The sequence below is a fragment of the Ruegeria sp. CDSC025 genome (assembly GCF_059610805.1).
In genome coordinates this window covers 14,486-28,662 of the sequence record NZ_JBXWOJ010000003.1, presented here as the reverse complement: position 1 = coordinate 28,662, position 14,177 = coordinate 14,486, and the positions used below count along the sequence as shown (strand labels likewise).

At 56.2% G+C, this 14,177-nt stretch carries 13 protein-coding genes; 7 read left to right on the top strand and 6 right to left on the bottom strand.

The window, feature by feature from the left end:
- The first annotated feature begins 5 nt into the window (after positions 1-5).
- From AC2FH8_RS05575 to AC2FH8_RS05565, 3 genes are all read left to right on the top strand, one after another.
- Positions 6-1,547 carry a trimethylamine methyltransferase family protein gene (locus AC2FH8_RS05575; protein WP_496689146.1) on the top strand — a complete coding sequence of 514 codons (1,542 nt, stop codon included), beginning with the start codon at positions 6-8 and terminating at the stop codon, positions 1,545-1,547.
- 67 nt (positions 1,548-1,614) lie between these two features.
- Positions 1,615-2,346 (top strand): SDR family NAD(P)-dependent oxidoreductase, encoded by a 732-nt coding sequence (locus AC2FH8_RS05570; RefSeq protein WP_496688710.1) that lies wholly within the window; start codon positions 1,615-1,617, stop codon positions 2,344-2,346.
- Positions 2,343-3,077 carry an SDR family NAD(P)-dependent oxidoreductase gene (locus AC2FH8_RS05565; protein WP_496688708.1) on the top strand — a complete coding sequence of 245 codons (735 nt, stop codon included), beginning with the start codon at positions 2,343-2,345 and terminating at the stop codon, positions 3,075-3,077. The genes AC2FH8_RS05570 and AC2FH8_RS05565 overlap by 4 nt, the downstream gene beginning before the upstream one ends.
- Here the strand turns inward: AC2FH8_RS05565 and AC2FH8_RS05560 are convergent, their stop codons facing one another.
- Genes AC2FH8_RS05560 through AC2FH8_RS05545 form a run of 4 tightly spaced genes read right to left on the bottom strand, consistent with a single transcriptional unit; the run spans position 3,078 to position 7,550 of the window.
- A complete protein-coding gene (locus tag AC2FH8_RS05560) occupies positions 3,078-4,418 on the bottom strand; it encodes an NAD(P)/FAD-dependent oxidoreductase (protein ID WP_282021560.1) in 1,341 nt (446 codons plus the stop codon).
- A complete protein-coding gene (locus AC2FH8_RS05555) occupies positions 4,415-5,911 on the bottom strand; it encodes an aldehyde dehydrogenase (protein ID WP_496688706.1) in 1,497 nt (498 codons plus the stop codon). Before AC2FH8_RS05555 ends, AC2FH8_RS05560 begins: the two co-directional genes overlap by 4 nt.
- Before the next feature lie 3 nt (positions 5,912-5,914).
- Entirely contained in the window at positions 5,915-6,832 is a 918-nt protein-coding gene (locus AC2FH8_RS05550) for a dihydrodipicolinate synthase family protein (RefSeq protein ID WP_496688704.1), read from the bottom strand.
- A 7-nt stretch (positions 6,833-6,839) separates the two neighbouring features.
- Positions 6,840-7,550 carry a GntR family transcriptional regulator gene (locus tag AC2FH8_RS05545; RefSeq protein ID WP_142635889.1) on the bottom strand — a complete coding sequence of 237 codons (711 nt, stop codon included), beginning with the start codon at positions 7,548-7,550 and terminating at the stop codon, positions 6,840-6,842.
- A gap of 154 nt (positions 7,551-7,704) precedes the next feature.
- Here AC2FH8_RS05545 and AC2FH8_RS05540 point away from each other — a divergent pair, with 154 nt between their 5' ends.
- From AC2FH8_RS05540 to AC2FH8_RS05530, 3 genes are all read left to right on the top strand, one after another.
- Complete coding sequence (locus AC2FH8_RS05540; protein ID WP_496688702.1) at positions 7,705-8,655, top strand: GlxA family transcriptional regulator; 951 nt, start codon at positions 7,705-7,707, stop codon at positions 8,653-8,655.
- Between the two features lie 409 nt (positions 8,656-9,064).
- Positions 9,065-9,571 carry a hypothetical protein gene (locus AC2FH8_RS05535; protein ID WP_496688700.1) on the top strand — a complete coding sequence of 169 codons (507 nt, stop codon included), beginning with the start codon at positions 9,065-9,067 and terminating at the stop codon, positions 9,569-9,571.
- Positions 9,572-9,754: 183 nt separating this feature from the next.
- Positions 9,755-10,753, top strand: coding sequence for a formylglycine-generating enzyme family protein (locus tag AC2FH8_RS05530; protein WP_496688698.1), 999 nt, complete (start codon positions 9,755-9,757; stop codon positions 10,751-10,753).
- A gap of 29 nt (positions 10,754-10,782) precedes the next feature.
- Here the strand turns inward: AC2FH8_RS05530 and AC2FH8_RS05525 are convergent, their stop codons facing one another.
- Positions 10,783-11,691 (bottom strand): LysR family transcriptional regulator, encoded by a 909-nt coding sequence (locus AC2FH8_RS05525; protein ID WP_496688696.1) that lies wholly within the window; start codon positions 11,689-11,691, stop codon positions 10,783-10,785.
- A gap of 143 nt (positions 11,692-11,834) precedes the next feature.
- Here AC2FH8_RS05525 and AC2FH8_RS05520 point away from each other — a divergent pair, with 143 nt between their 5' ends.
- Entirely contained in the window at positions 11,835-13,574 is a 1,740-nt protein-coding gene (locus tag AC2FH8_RS05520) for an arylsulfatase (RefSeq protein ID WP_496688694.1), read from the top strand.
- Between the two features lie 175 nt (positions 13,575-13,749).
- Here AC2FH8_RS05520 and AC2FH8_RS05515 read toward each other — a convergent pair whose 3' ends face one another.
- The gene (locus AC2FH8_RS05515; RefSeq protein WP_281995305.1) at positions 13,750-14,085 is read right to left on the bottom strand and encodes a hypothetical protein; all 336 of its coding nucleotides are present in this window, start codon (positions 14,083-14,085) and stop codon (positions 13,750-13,752) included.
- Between the last annotated feature and the right edge of the window lie 92 nt (positions 14,086-14,177).

Genomic DNA, 14,177 nt, shown 5'->3' with positions numbered 1-14,177 from the left:
TGAATATGCGTACCATGACCCGAACCGGTGGCCGTGCGGCCCGGCGCGCGCTGCGCTCTGCTCCGAATTTCGAGATGTTGCCCGGCCTGACCCGAGGCATCCCCCTATGCGAGGTGATGGATGGCAGCCAGATCGACCGGATCGACAGCGCCTCAATGGATATTCTCGAGAATGTCGGTGTTCAGTTTCGCGATGCAATCGCACTGGAGGATTGGAAAAAAGCTGGTGCAAAGGTCGAGGGCGAACTGGTCTATCTGGACCGGGGCCTGGTCCGAGAGCTGATCGCCACCATTCCCAGCACCTTCACTTATCATGCTCGCGATCCGAACAAGAACGTGCGACTGGGCGGACGGCACTCGATCTTTGTGCCGATGACCGGCGCGCCCTATCTGCGCGATCTCGATGACGTGAGGCGTAATCCGACGCTCGATGATCTAGCAATGTTCCACAAACTAAGCCACATGCTGCCGGCGATGCATTCCTCGGCGCATCACATTGTTGAACCTTACGACCACCCGATCAGTCAGCGACATCTGCGGATTACCTATTCGTCGATGAAACATTCGGACAAGACGTTCATGGGTATGACTACCTCGCCCAGAAACGCCGAAGACGTCATTGAGATGTGTGCGATCCTGTTCGGGGAAGATTTCATTGAAGATCATCCGGTCACCACGGGCAACTGCAACGGAAACTCTCCGCTGGTCTGGGACGAAACGATGCTGGGCGCGATGCGGGCCTTTTCTCGCCGCAATCAGCCTGTGTTGTGCTCGCCCTTTGTTTTGGGCGGGGCCAATACGCCCGCATCGGTTCCCGCCACAGTGGCGCAGTTGAACGCCGAAGCACTGAGCGCGCTGGCCTATACCCAAGTCATTCGCAAAGGTGCTCCGGCGATTTACGGGCACTACCTGTCGACGGTATCGATGAAATCAGGTGCCCCGATGGCCGGCACGCCCGAGATCAGCCTGATGAACTTTATGATCGGGCAGATGGCCCGGTTCTACGACGTTCCATGGCGCACCTCGAATACGCTGGGTGGGGCCAAGACATTTGATGCGCAGGCCGGGTACGAATCCGCCACGACGCTACAGGCCGTTCTTCATTCCGGTGCGAACTATATTTGGCATTCGGCCGGCTGGAATGAGGCCGGGATGCATTGTTCCACCGCCAAGTTCATTGTCGATGCTGAACAATGTGCGATGGCTTATCGCATGGCAGAAGGCCCGCAATGGGATGATTTCGACCAAGCTCTTGCCGCCATTCCAGAGGTCGGTCCAGGCGGGCACTATCTGGGTCATCCGCACACGCAGGACAATTTTCAAACGGCGTTTTTCATGCCCGAGATGTTCGACAACAACTCGATTGAGCAATGGGTGGCAGAAGGCGGGGTTGAGATCACTGAGCGCGCGTTGAAGCACGCGCGCAAGCTGCTGGCCGAATACCAGGAACCGACACTGGACGTGGCCAAAAACGAGGCCCTGCTGGACTATATCGCTCGGCGGGAACGGGAAATTCCCGCCGCTGACGAGCTGAACCAAGCCTATTAAAGATTTCGCCTTGGACCTATCCCGACTGCATTGTCGGGTGGGTTTCTATTTAGCACTCGGAGGGAAAATGGAGCTGACGGGCAAAACAGCGCTCATCACAGGGGCTGCGGGCGGCATCGGATCTGCTATTGCACAGCGGATGCGGCAGGCAGGGGCACGGGTTGCGGTTGCGGACGTTTCGGTTGAGGGTATCGAGGCCGACGCCCATTTGCCCGGCGATTTGCGCGAGAGTGCTTATGCAGATGCATTGCCGCAACATGCGGCGGATGCGCTGGGCGGGCTGGATATCGTCGTCAACAATGCGGGGGTCATCACCCGCGGAGCGGTGACCGAGACTTCGGATACCGACTGGGCATTGTCGCTGGGCGTAAATGTCGAGGCGCCCTTTCGCATCTGTCGCGCCGCAATCCCGATCATGGTGGCGCGTGGTGGTGGCGCGATCGTGAACACCGCGTCATGCTGGGGGCTGCGCCCTGGGCCGAACCACGCGGTCTATTGCATGACCAAGGCAGCTATTGCGTCGTTGACACAATGCATGGGTATGGACCACGCGCATCAGGGCATCCGCATTAACGCCGTCTGCCCGAATGAAGTAAACACGCCGATGCTGCGGTCGGGGTTTGAAAAACGCGGCTTCGATCCGGATACTGCCGTGGCCGAGCTGGGCCGGACAGTGCCCTTGGGGCGTATCGCCGAGCCCGAGGATATTGCTGATGTGGTGATGTTTCTTGCCTCGGACGCCGCGCGCTATGTGTGCGGGGCATTGCTGGAAGTGAACGGAGGAAAACCGGTTTCATGACGCGATTTACCGGCAAAACCGCACTGGTTACGGGCGGGCGCAGCGGTATCGGATGCGCCATCGCGGAACGTTTGCAACACGAAGGTGCACGGGTCTTTACCGTGCAACGTGGGAGCGATCCGGAATTCGAAGGGTTCGAGGCCGATTTCAGAGATCCCCACAGCCCGCAAACGGTGGTCAATCAGGTCGTTGATCTGTCCGGGCGATTGGACATTCTGGTCAATAATGCAGGCATGATGCAGGAAGCCGGCGTCGAGCAGATGAGCCTTGCAGACTGGCAGCGCACGCTGACAGTCAACCTCACGGCCCCGTTCCTGTTGATCAAGGCGGCGCTGCCCCATCTACGGCGGGCGGGCGGGGCGATTGTCAATATCGGCTCGATTGAGGGGCTGGGCAGCAATCCCGGCCATGCTGCCTATTGCGCATCCAAAGCCGGGTTGCATGGCCTGACACGAGCGGTGGCCGTGGATCATGGGGCAGAGGGCATTCGTTGCAACGCCGTGGCCCCTGGCTGGATCGACACCGAGTTGAACGTGGATTTCATCGCCTCAATGCCGGACCCGGAGACATTTCACGAGGATATCAAGCGCATACACCCCGTTGCCCGAACCGGAAGCCCGCAAGAGGTTGCGGCGCTGGTCGCCTTCCTGGCGTCGGATGATGCCAGCTTTATCACCGGGCAGGTCTACACAGTCGACGGAGGCCGCATGGCCAAGCTGAGCCTGCCCTGATCACTCGTCCCGCGCGCGCCATTCTTTCCAGCGCAGCACTGCATTGGCACCGATCTCTCGGAATGGTTTTGGGGGCAGGCGTTTGGGTTGATCCTGGGCGTCGAAATACCGGGTGATATTCGAGCTGTGGCCGCAGGTGCGTTCTGCTGCCGCGATACCGGTCAGGGTGCCGCGCGCCGTGCCTAGCCCATTCTGGACGCAGCCGGAAATCACGCCCTGTTCGACCTCTCGCGCGACGGAAACGCCGTTCAGGCTGAGGCAGAGATGACCGGCCCAGTGATATTGCATGTCCAGCCCCGCCAACTGCGGAAATCGCTGGTCGAATTTGCGCTGCATCACCCGCGAGGCGCGCGCCAGATCACCAGCAGTTGAGGTCATGCCCGGGCGCAGGGCCGCGCAGGTACGGGTTATGATCCGATTGCCGCCCTGCGCCGTATCAATGCGCCGCATCGTTGTACCCAACGGATCAGATGGTGTGACACTCCAGCGGGGTTGCCCCCCAAGCCGCGATAGCACTTCGGCGTCCAGCTCAGGGGTCATTGCCGCAAAAAGGAACAGTTGCATCAGTCGGTCGCGCTCGATCCCAAAGCTTTCCAGATGCCCGTTCACCGTTAGGATGACTGTACCAGTGCTGACGGTACCGCGCGCGGTTTTTACCAGCCACGCACCGCCTTGCTTCTCAAACCCGGTCACGCCAGAGCTCTCGTACAATGCAATGCCATCCTTGATCAGTCCCGCAGCCAGACCGCGAATATAGCCTGCTGGTTGCAACATAACCGTGCCGGGTGTGTATAGCCCCGACCGATAGTGGCGCGACCCTGTCAGGGCGTGCATCTGCTGTTGGTCGAGCATTTCACTGGTCTCACCCAAAGTGCTGAGATGATGCGCATAGCTGATATTATGTGCATGTCCCGCCGCGCTCACCGCTCCGTTAACCTTGCCAGCCGGATCAAAGAAATTCGGGTCGATCTGATATTGCTCGACCGCCGATCGGGCAAAATCAATTGCAAGTCGGTTTAATGTGATCATGGTGCGATCATCCCCCGGCCCGGAATAATTGTCCGAGGCCAGGTCATGTGGCAGATCGATCATAAAACCCGTATTGCGCCCCGCAGCCCCTTCGGCCACGCGGCCAGCCTCAAGCACGATGATCTTTGCGTCGCTTTGCAGCTGCCTCAAACGCTGTGCCGCTGACAGGCCTGCGAAACCGGCACCAACAATCACGACATCCGCCGTCAGATCACCATCCAGTTCTTGGGCTGGGGGTGGATCGCCTAATATGACGCTCCAGGCCGCAGGTCCGCGATGGACAGGCAGGGTTCGGGCGGCATAGCTGCTCAATCCACGGCCTCATCCGCATCGTCGGACAGGTCGACCCAGATGGTTTTTAGCTGGGTATACTGGTCATGCGCATGGATCGAGTTGTCGCGCCCACCAAAGCCAGACTGTTTATAACCGCCAAAGGGCGTGGTGATATCGCCCTCACCAAAACTGTTCACAGTCACCGTTCCCGCCCGGATCATCCGCGCCCCGCGAATGGCGCGTTTCGCATTGGCTGTGAAGATCGACGCACACAAACCATACTCGGTATCGTTGGCGATCTTGATGGCCTCATCAAAGCTGGAAACCGTGATCACCGAAAGAATGGGACCAAAGATTTCGTCACGTGCCAGGATGGCGTCATTGCCAGGTAGTTCGACTACGGTGGCCTCGACAAAGCCATTGTCCGCTTTGCCTCCGATCACCACGTTTTCGGCCTGATCCAGATATCCGCAGACCTTATCGAAATGAGCTTCGCTGACCATTGCGCCCAATCGTGTTTCCGGGTTCAGAGGCTCGCCGACATTCCATTGCTTTACATGATGGGCGATGCGGTCGAGCAACTCGGCCTTTATGTCCTTGTGGACAATCAGGCGGGACGTGGCCGAGCAGTTCTCACCCATATTCCAGAACGCACCATTGACGATATGTGCCGCCACGCGGTCCAGATTTTCTGCATCTTCCATCACAATGGCCGGATTCTTGCCGCCCATTTCAAGCACCACCTCTTTGGCGTTGCTTTCCGCCGAATAGCTCAGAAACCGTTTGCCAGTCACGGTTGAACCGGTGAAGGACACCATATCGATATCCATGTGCCGTCCGATAGGTTCGCCCACCTCGGCACCTGCGCCGGGGACGATGTTTAGGACGCCGCGTGGCAGACCGGCCTCCATCGCCAGTTCGGCCAGCCGCAATGCCGTCAGTGAAGTCTCCTCGGCCGGCTTCACCACCACCGAGCAGCCCGCAGCCAGAGCGGGCCCGATCTTCCATGCCAGCATCAGCAATGGGAAATTCCAGGGCAGGACTAACCCGACAACGCCAATCGGCTCGCGCACGACCAAAGCGATGTGGTCGTCACTGGCGGGCGAGACCTGATCATAGATCTTGTCGATCGCCTCGGCGTGCCATTTCAGGCAATGAATGGTCTCGGGCAGGTCGACGGTCTCGCAGTCAAAGATGGTCTTGCCACTGTCGAGACTTTCCATCACCGCCAGTTCACGTGCATTGCGTGTGATCAGTTTGGTCAACCGGATCAGTACATTTTTGCGCTCGGATGGGTGCAGCCTCGACCAGCGGCCATCTTCGAACGCTTCGCGCGCCTTCTCGACGGCAAAATCTACGTCCGCTACGCCGCAGGCGGCAATGTTGGCCAATTTCTTGTTGGTCGCCGGGTTAACCGTTGTGAAGGACTGCCCGGAAATCGCCGGGCGGTACGCGCCATCAATAAAGGCGCCGGTTGGCAAGGTCAGACCCGCGGCGATGGAGTCGTATTCGTCCTGCGTCAGCAATGTCATACCTTACCCCTCTGCCATGATGTCAGCGATTTTCTGTTTCAGCACGCGCGTCACTTGCTCTAGCGCGCGTTTGTCATCTTTGTTCAAAGATTTCAGCGGCGGCCGAACGATGCCCGCGTCAATCCCATTCATTGTGACACCATGCTTGATGGTCTGGATGAATTTGCCACCCTGTTCTAATACCCGCATCAAGGGCATCAGCGCCGACATGATCCGACGGCCCTTGGCAAAATCGCCCTCGATTACACAGGCTTGGTATAGCGCCACATGCTCGGCAGGCAGAAAGTTCGAGCCGCCACAGACCCAGAACGGCGCGCCCCAGGCAAAGAATTCCAGCGCCTGATCGTCCATACCGCATCCCAGTTGGATATGCGGATAGTCCCGCGCCAGAAGATGCACCCGGTTGATATCGCCCGAGCTTTCCTTGATGCCGCAGAAATTCCTGCTGCGTCCGACGCGGTCCAGGAATTCTTCGCCCATCATCGTGCCTGTGCGGTGAGGATAATTGTACAGCATTACCGGCAGGTCGGCGGCCTTGTCGATGGCCAGCGCATTCAGCGCATTTTCGCGTTCGGTGGGCACCGAATAGGGCGGGCTGGCCAACAGGATCGCATCTGCCCCGATTTCCTTTGCACCCGACGCCAGCGCAACCGAGTCCGACGTCAACATCGCGCCCGTGCCAACAACCAGAGGCAAACGGCCTTTCAGACGCACATGGGTGAACCGCGCCAATTCCAGCCGTTCCTCCACGGTCTGCGCATAATTCTCACCGGTCGACCCGCCCGAGATCAGACCATGCACGCCATTCTTGATCAGAAGCTCGATCACCTGCGCCAGCGCGTCCCAGTTGACGCTGTCATCGGCCTGATAGGGCGTGACCACCGGGGTATAGACCCCCTCAAATCGGAAAATTGGATTCATTCCGTCCTCATGCAGGTTTCGAAAGCGGTGGGAGGCCCATTGGGACATCCAGCGCATCGGGCATCACGAACAGTTCGATCTGATCGCGTGACAGGTTCCAGTGATCTTCGGCCAGCTGCGCAGCAGCCGTTTCATCGCGTGTCTCTATGGCGTCGATGATGGCGTCGTGTTGCTGGCTTGCCTCGGACAGGTTTTCGACCATCCTGCCCGACTGTGGCCGGTAGAAGGTCATGCCGATACGGGCATGGTCAATCAGCAAACGGTTGAAAGAGGGCAATAGATAGACATTGCCCGACATTTCGCCGGTCACTTCGTGAAAGCGGTTATTGGCCAGGGCGCGCTCTTCGGCTGCCCCATCCCGCAGCGCGGCCTTGAATGCCTGCTGTGCGGTTTTCAGGGCTTCAATCTGCACAGGCTTTGCATTCGCCGCTGCCAGTCGCAGGATTGCACCATAGATCATCGGAGCGGCCAGAAAGAAATCGCGCAAGGTGGTATACGACATTTCGGACACGCGCGCGCTGCGGTTTGTTCGCAGGTCCAGATATCCTTCTCCGGCGAGTTGTCGGAACACTTCGCGTAAAGGCGTTCTCGACAGGCCAAACGCATCGGACAGATGCACCTCGTCCAGATCGGTGCCAGGTTGCAGGCGCAAAGTCAGGATCGAGACCTTCAAGTGCTCGGCCAGCTGCGTTTTGCGGGTTTTTGCGACGTCCTTCATCCGGATCCTCCAGCCCAGTCAGCAAGAATCGATTGGGTTCGATTGCCTCCTTTTTGTATCCGAATAAAATACATATTGTATACATAGAAATTTCGTGCAGCATAATCCAACGACAAAGACTCAGCCAATCCGGCCGAACAAAGTGGAAAACCCTATGACTCAGATGCGGCACATCACCATTGTTCTGATCGAGGAGTTCTCGCATCTCGCCTTTTCCTGTGCCGTCGAACCACTGCGGATCGCCAATCTGGTCAGTGAGAAAACGCTATATGATTGGACGCTGATATCGGAGGACGCAGATCGTGCAGTGTGTTCCAATAAGGTGGTGACACTTGTGCATGGCGGGTTGGGCGATATTCCAAAGACTGATCAGTTGTTTGTCTTGTCGGGCATCCACATGCGCAACCATGTCTCACGTGACCTTCTGGCGACGTTGCGACGCGAACGTGCGCGGGGCACGCCGATCGGGGCATTGTGTTCTGGTGCTTGGCTTCTAGCAGAGGCCGGATTTCTGGATGGCTCTCAGGCTGCGATCCACTGGGAATATCACGATGCGTTTATGGAAGCGTTCCCAGAGGTGAACCTTGTGCGCAGTGTCTTCGTGGCAGACGCGAAACACATCACAGCATCGGGTGGGACGGCAACTGCCGATCTTATGCTGCATCTGATCGGACGCGACCACGGCGAGGAGCTGGCGATCGCGGTTGCAGACCAGATGGTGTATAATGCTGCCCGCAACGCAACGGCCAAACAAAGGGTATCATTGCAATCGCGCAACGGGATGCGTAACGCACATCTGGCTCGGGCTATCCATACCATGCGCGAATGCCTTGAAGCACCGGTTTCTCCGTCAAAGATCGCGGATGATCTTGGCATATCCACGCGCCAGTTAGAGCGGTTATTTGGTAAGTATCTCAACACTTCGCCCAAAAAATACTTTATGGAATTGCGCCTGGAACGCGCGCAAAAGCTTTTGCTTCAGACCGAAGCATCCGTCACCGAGGTCGCCTTGGCTTGTGGCTTTGAAAATCCCGGTCATTTCTCGCGGGTTTATCGATCCAGTTTTGGTGTCACACCGCATTCGCAAAAAAGCAAAATCGACTGACGGAAGGCGGCGGGGGGAGCTGCTCTGCCCTAGGGCGAGCCCGGCCCGGCAGGCGCTCACCCCCTAGTCCCGCTTGTACCCCCTCGTTAAATTCAAACTCGTAAACTGATCAGCAGGATTGACTGTTTGTATTTGGTAAAAAGGGCACAAATTCTGCAAGATCGTGTCAGATGTAAGGGGGTTTAGGGCGATATAAAGGCCCAGATTTCTGCAAAAAATGCGGCTCAAATCCCACACAATTAATAGCTCAAATAGCCAAGTTTGTCCTTGAGTTTGCGTTACATATGAAAAATGGCTTTTAAGTTCAGCCAAAATACCGGGTATACTTACAAACTATGGCAGAGATTCACATCGGGATGCATTTTCGAACCCCCATGTTCCCTTCAGCAACCAAAGCCGGAGGCCATGCATGAATTTCGAAACTTACCAGCCGGTCGTGACACCTGTCCCGCCAGTCATACCCGTAGACGTGCGCGAGGATCAGATTATTCAGGCCTCGCAGGCGGCCAGTTCAGCATTTGAGAAGATATCCGCCACGGCAATATTTGAGGTTGATACAGTCACTGATACTCAGAAGCGCATACTTGCGATCTTTCGCTGGTATTTTCTGGCGGCCTATTGCACGCGGATGTTGTCTGGGGCAACGCATCGGCTGGATCATTTGACGATGCAAGTAGGCATGGATGTATACAGTGCGGTTGGTATGATTTTGTCCCGCGATGAGATCGAGTATTCGAGAAACCTGATTGAAAAAATGCCGGATTCTGCGGCTGATGCACGGATGAAGGCGATCGGTGCGCGGGGGCACAAGGCAGGTTGGATCGCGGCCAATCAATATAAACAGGGCAGAGGCATGCCCTTAGAGATCAAGGTCGCTCTGTCGGGTGCTTTGGCGGCTGTGGATCGTTTGAATTGAACAGCGGTCCCAATTTGACATGAATTTACAAGTGTAGGTGAATTTGCCTCGCAGCAGGCAGGCGCGCTCCTTTCGTTGAAGCTCAGGTCGAAGGGTGGAAATGCTGCCCATTCACAGTAGGGGATTGAAAACCTTACCAAATCACTACATTCACCCCTGATAGATCCAACAGGTTAATTCTACATGCCCCTTTCAAAAAGATTGCTAGCCTATGGCTCGGTTCCCGTGGTTGCGATTGTATGCTTTGCCGTTTGGTATACCAGTATCGGTTCCAAACCAGGTCCTGAGTTTGTCCGGCTGGATGGTGGAGAATTCCTGATGGGTTCGCAAAACTTTCAAGCGGAAGAGACTCCGGTCCATCCAGTGAATGTCAGGTCCTTTGACATTACGCGGACAGAAATTACCAACGACCAATTTGCGAAATTTGTCGAAGAAACCGGGTATCAGACAACGGCAGAGCGTGGCTTGTCGGCGGAGGATTTCCCGGGTCTGCCTGCAGATTTGCTTGAGCCTGGGTCGATGGTCTTCGCCCAGCCTGAGGAAGCGGTGTCGCTGAATAATCCCAACGCATGGTGGCGCTATGTCAAAGGTGCAAGCTGGCAACACCCGGCAGGACCGGGCAGTTCGATTGCGGAACTGGGCGACCATCCGGTGGTGCATGTGTCACCCGAGGATGCCGCAGAATTTGCAGAGTGGATCGGAGGTCGTCTGCCGACCGAGGCCGAATGGGAATTTGCAGCTCGCGGCGGGATCGAAGGCGCCGACTACACCTGGGGTGACAGCTATGATCCCAGCAATGGGTGGAAGGCAAACACCTGGCAAGGAAAGTTCCCAAGCGAAAACCTGGCTGACGATGGCCATGTCGGAACCGCACCCGTAGCTTCATATGTGGCCAATGGCTACGGCCTGTATGACATGGCGGGCAATGTCTGGGAGCACGTGGCCGACTGGTGGGTGCCGGGGCACATTCCTGGCGACCAAATTGATCCTACCGGCCCGGAAAAGGCCTTTGCCGCCCAGTTCGGTAGCGCATCGATGGGTGCAATGCGGTTGGTCAAAGGGGGCTCATGGCTTTGCGCGTCGAATTTCTGTCTGCGTTACCGACCTGCAGCGCGGCAGCCGGTTGAGATGTCATTGGGCAGCAATCATGTCGGATTTCGCGTTGTCCGCGATGTAGACTAACCGCCGGGCATTCCGGTCATGCGGCGGGCTTATTCCGCCCCGTACCGGTGGCACAATCGATTCCAGAACATATCAAGCGCGGCAAATTTAACGCCCTTGCGACGGGCAGCGCATATGTTCCAGGTCAGAGGTTGCGTGGTTCGTATCTCTTTCAACATCCCCAATTTCAGGTGCTGATCAAAATCTTCCTTCATTCCTCCGGCAATCAGGTCTGCTCTGCAGGCCATATCGGCAACTAAAGAGAAATCGTCACTTTCGATCTGGGGCAATCGGTCAACAATATGCCAGGCTTTCTCGTCATTCCCCAGAGTGGCGGCAATGGCAGAGCGCCAGTGGCGATGCATATGCGCGGTTATAAACGGATGCCGAAACACCTCAGCGATTGAGACCGGAGTTGCCTCATGAATGGGATGGTCGGGGCGAGCGCAGAAGAAAACGGGTTCCTTTCGAACGACCTGAATGTCCAGATCGCTTAGGTTGGGCGTGTGCGTCAGATCGCAAACCGCCACGTCCAGGCGCCCTATCCGCAATGCTTCGAGGGGTTCCATGGTGGCCCGCACATCAACGCGGACGCGAAGATCTGGCCAGTTATCAAGCAGCTCTGCCAGAAGCGGCGTGATGATCGTCCGGGTCGTCAGGGGGCCGCAGCCGATATTCAGCACCTCCGGGCCGACCGAACGCAGCCGTTTGACTCCTGCTTCAAACTGGCTGGTCGCATTGTGCAGCGCGTCCAGAAGTTGCAGAAAGCGTTTCCCCGCCGGTCTGATGGTTGCGCCGCGGCCTGTCCGTTCGAATAGCGCCTGACCGGCATAAGTTTCTGCCTGGCCGATATAGCGTGAGAAACTTGCCGGAGAGGTTCCGATTGCATCCGCTGCCACGCGAAAGTTGCCGTGTCTGGCCAATGAGCGCACCGCATCTATGGCTTTGGAATCAATCATTTGCACCCTCGTTCCAATATTCAGAACGCTCATACCAAATGATGGAATGACCGTCTCTTTCTGTAGCCGGAAATGTCGTTTCCTGCGACATTATTGTCGACCGTGGCACGACGCCCCGGACTTCCCACATAACGGAGGATTCAATGGTTCCTTTAAGGAATATATTAGCTGTGCTTGGCGCTTCGGCGTTATCAACGACTGCAGCACTTGCCGATTCTGAGGATACACGCCCAAACGTTCTTATTCTAATCGCAGATGACATGGGGTTTTCCGATGTTGGCGCATTTGGCAGTGAAATCGAAACGCCCTCGATCGACCAACTGGCAGATGACGGTATGCTGTTCACCAATTTCCACGTCGGAGCGTCTTGCTCGCCCACTCGGACTATGCTGATCAGCGGTGTCGACAACCATCTCGCAGGCCTCGGCAATATGTTAGAGATTCAGGCCGATAACCAATTCGGCAAGCCTGGCTATGAAGGTCATTTGAACGACAAGGTTGTTGCGTTGCCGCGTCTGTTGCGCGACGCAGGATACCACACCTATATGACCGGCAAATGGCACCTAGGTCATGAGCCTGGCACGATCGCTTATGACCGCGGATTTGAGAAATCCTTTATGCTGGGCGAAAGCGGTGCGGATAACTGGGTCGAGCAGCCCTATGCCCCGTTCTATACGCGGGTGCACTATTACGAGGACGACAAGCTTGTCAGCCTGCCAACGGACGACTACTTCTCGTCGGATTTTTATACCCAAACGATGATCGATTACATCGACAGCAACCTGGATGACGGTAAACCATTTTTGGCCTGGGTCGGGTATCAGGCCGTCCATTACCCTCATCAGGCGCCAAAAGAATTCATCGACAAATATGACGGCGTTTATGACGAAGGGTTCGAGGCCCTGCGGGTTTCGCGTCTGGAAAAGCAGAAGGAACTTGGGCTGATCTCTCCGAATGTGGAATTGGACCCGGAGTTTGCGAAAACCTCTTATGAACCGTGGCAGATGCCGGATTGGGAAAAGCTTAACGACGAAGAAAAAGCATTCAACGCGCGACGGATGCAGACCTATGCCGGAATGCTGGACAATATGGATGTCAATATCGGCAGGATCCTGAGCTATCTGGATGAAAAAGGTATTGCGGACAACACCATCGTCATTTTCCTTGCGGATAACGGCCCGGATCCGAACCAGTTGCCGCTGTCTGAAGCCTATCGTGATTGGTACAAAGCCTATTACGACAAGGTCTATATCGAGGATTTTGACGGCGATTATTCGGATATGGGGCAGCAGGGTGTCTATGCTGATTACGGCCCTGGCTGGGCGGCAGCCGCAGCGGTTCCGGGCAGCTACTTTAAGACATTCTCGACCGAGGGTGGTTTGCGTGTCCCTTTGATCGTGAAATTCCCGGGTGTTGTCGAGCCTGGATCGCAAGTCGATAAATTTGCCTTTGTTCGCGATATCGTTCCGACACTTCTTGAAGTTGCCGGCGTAGACGTTCCCGGACCGGTCTATGACGGTCGCGAAATTTATACGCCAGACGGTATCAGTATGATGCCGGTCCTGAAGGGTGAGACGGAAACCGTGCGCGACGATAACAACCCGGTCGGATATGAGCTTGCGGGGTCCTCGGCAGTATTCCAGGGCAAATATAAACTGATGCAGAATCTGGCCCCTAAAGGCACAGGCGAATGGGAGCTGTTTGATATCGAAGCTGATCCGTCGGAATTACACAATCTGGCGGACCAGATGCCCGAGCGTGTCGCAGCGATGCAGGCCTATTTTGAGGACTATGCAAAAAGGGTAAATCTTGTGCCTGTTCCAGAAGGCTATAACCCTCTGGAGCAGACGGTCGTCAACGCCAAGCGCAGTGGCGCGCATTAACTGAAATGTCATCGCGCCGTTTCGGGACGGAAACGGCGCGATGCGTATATTTGAAAAAGGGACTGTGCTGGTTGGTCCGCCGATAGATATGTGGCGCTACTGCGGGTGCAGCCACTGTTTGCCGCAAGCACACGCCCATGGAACAGGCCGGTGCATTGTTAGGAGGAGATGCGGGTTATTGCCCTGTGATTTCCGTGCAAGTTCCTTTGCCCCAACCGGTTCTACTACCAGAGGCAGAGAAATCGAACGTGCCTTTCTGGGGGTGGACGTTATAACTCAGCGTGTGATCCTCGCCGATATACAGGTAGGTCAAGGTATCGAGCCCCGGGAAAACATCGACCTCTTTGTCGATGTCACCGATCTTGATACGACCTTTATTTTGATCTTCATATTTGATCAGTTTCGCAGCCATTTCGGGATGCTGTTCGTCTGGCGACTGACATTCAAACACCCGCTCTTCTGCAAGCGCCGTGAAGGGCATAGATATAAGAAGAATGGCCAACTTTTTCATTTGATCTCACCTAGAGCAGATTCGTTTCGAACGCCGCAGCTAGGTGTGATTTCTGTCATAAATTTGCTGAAATTCTGGCCAGACTGTGCCTT

Excerpts from the sequence above, each read along its gene's own strand:
- AC2FH8_RS05575 (WP_496689146.1), top strand. The coding sequence starts at position 6 with ATGCGTACCATGACCCGAACCGGTGGCCGTGCGGCCCGGCGCGCGCTG.
- AC2FH8_RS05570 (WP_496688710.1), top strand. The coding sequence starts at position 1,615 with ATGGAGCTGACGGGCAAAACAGCGCTCATCACAGGGGCTGCGGGCGGC.
- AC2FH8_RS05565 (WP_496688708.1), top strand. The coding sequence starts at position 2,343 with ATGACGCGATTTACCGGCAAAACCGCACTGGTTACGGGCGGGCGCAGC.
- AC2FH8_RS05555 (WP_496688706.1), bottom strand. The coding sequence starts at position 5,911 with ATGACATTGCTGACGCAGGACGAATACGACTCCATCGCCGCGGGTCTG.
- AC2FH8_RS05550 (WP_496688704.1), bottom strand. The coding sequence starts at position 6,832 with ATGAATCCAATTTTCCGATTTGAGGGGGTCTATACCCCGGTGGTCACG.
- AC2FH8_RS05545 (WP_142635889.1), bottom strand. The coding sequence starts at position 7,550 with ATGAAGGACGTCGCAAAAACCCGCAAAACGCAGCTGGCCGAGCACTTG.
- AC2FH8_RS05540 (WP_496688702.1), top strand. The coding sequence starts at position 7,705 with ATGACTCAGATGCGGCACATCACCATTGTTCTGATCGAGGAGTTCTCG.
- AC2FH8_RS05535 (WP_496688700.1), top strand. The coding sequence starts at position 9,065 with ATGAATTTCGAAACTTACCAGCCGGTCGTGACACCTGTCCCGCCAGTC.
- AC2FH8_RS05530 (WP_496688698.1), top strand. The coding sequence starts at position 9,755 with ATGCCCCTTTCAAAAAGATTGCTAGCCTATGGCTCGGTTCCCGTGGTT.
- AC2FH8_RS05525 (WP_496688696.1), bottom strand. The coding sequence starts at position 11,691 with ATGATTGATTCCAAAGCCATAGATGCGGTGCGCTCATTGGCCAGACAC.
- AC2FH8_RS05520 (WP_496688694.1), top strand. The coding sequence starts at position 11,835 with ATGGTTCCTTTAAGGAATATATTAGCTGTGCTTGGCGCTTCGGCGTTA.
- AC2FH8_RS05515 (WP_281995305.1), bottom strand. The coding sequence starts at position 14,085 with ATGAAAAAGTTGGCCATTCTTCTTATATCTATGCCCTTCACGGCGCTT.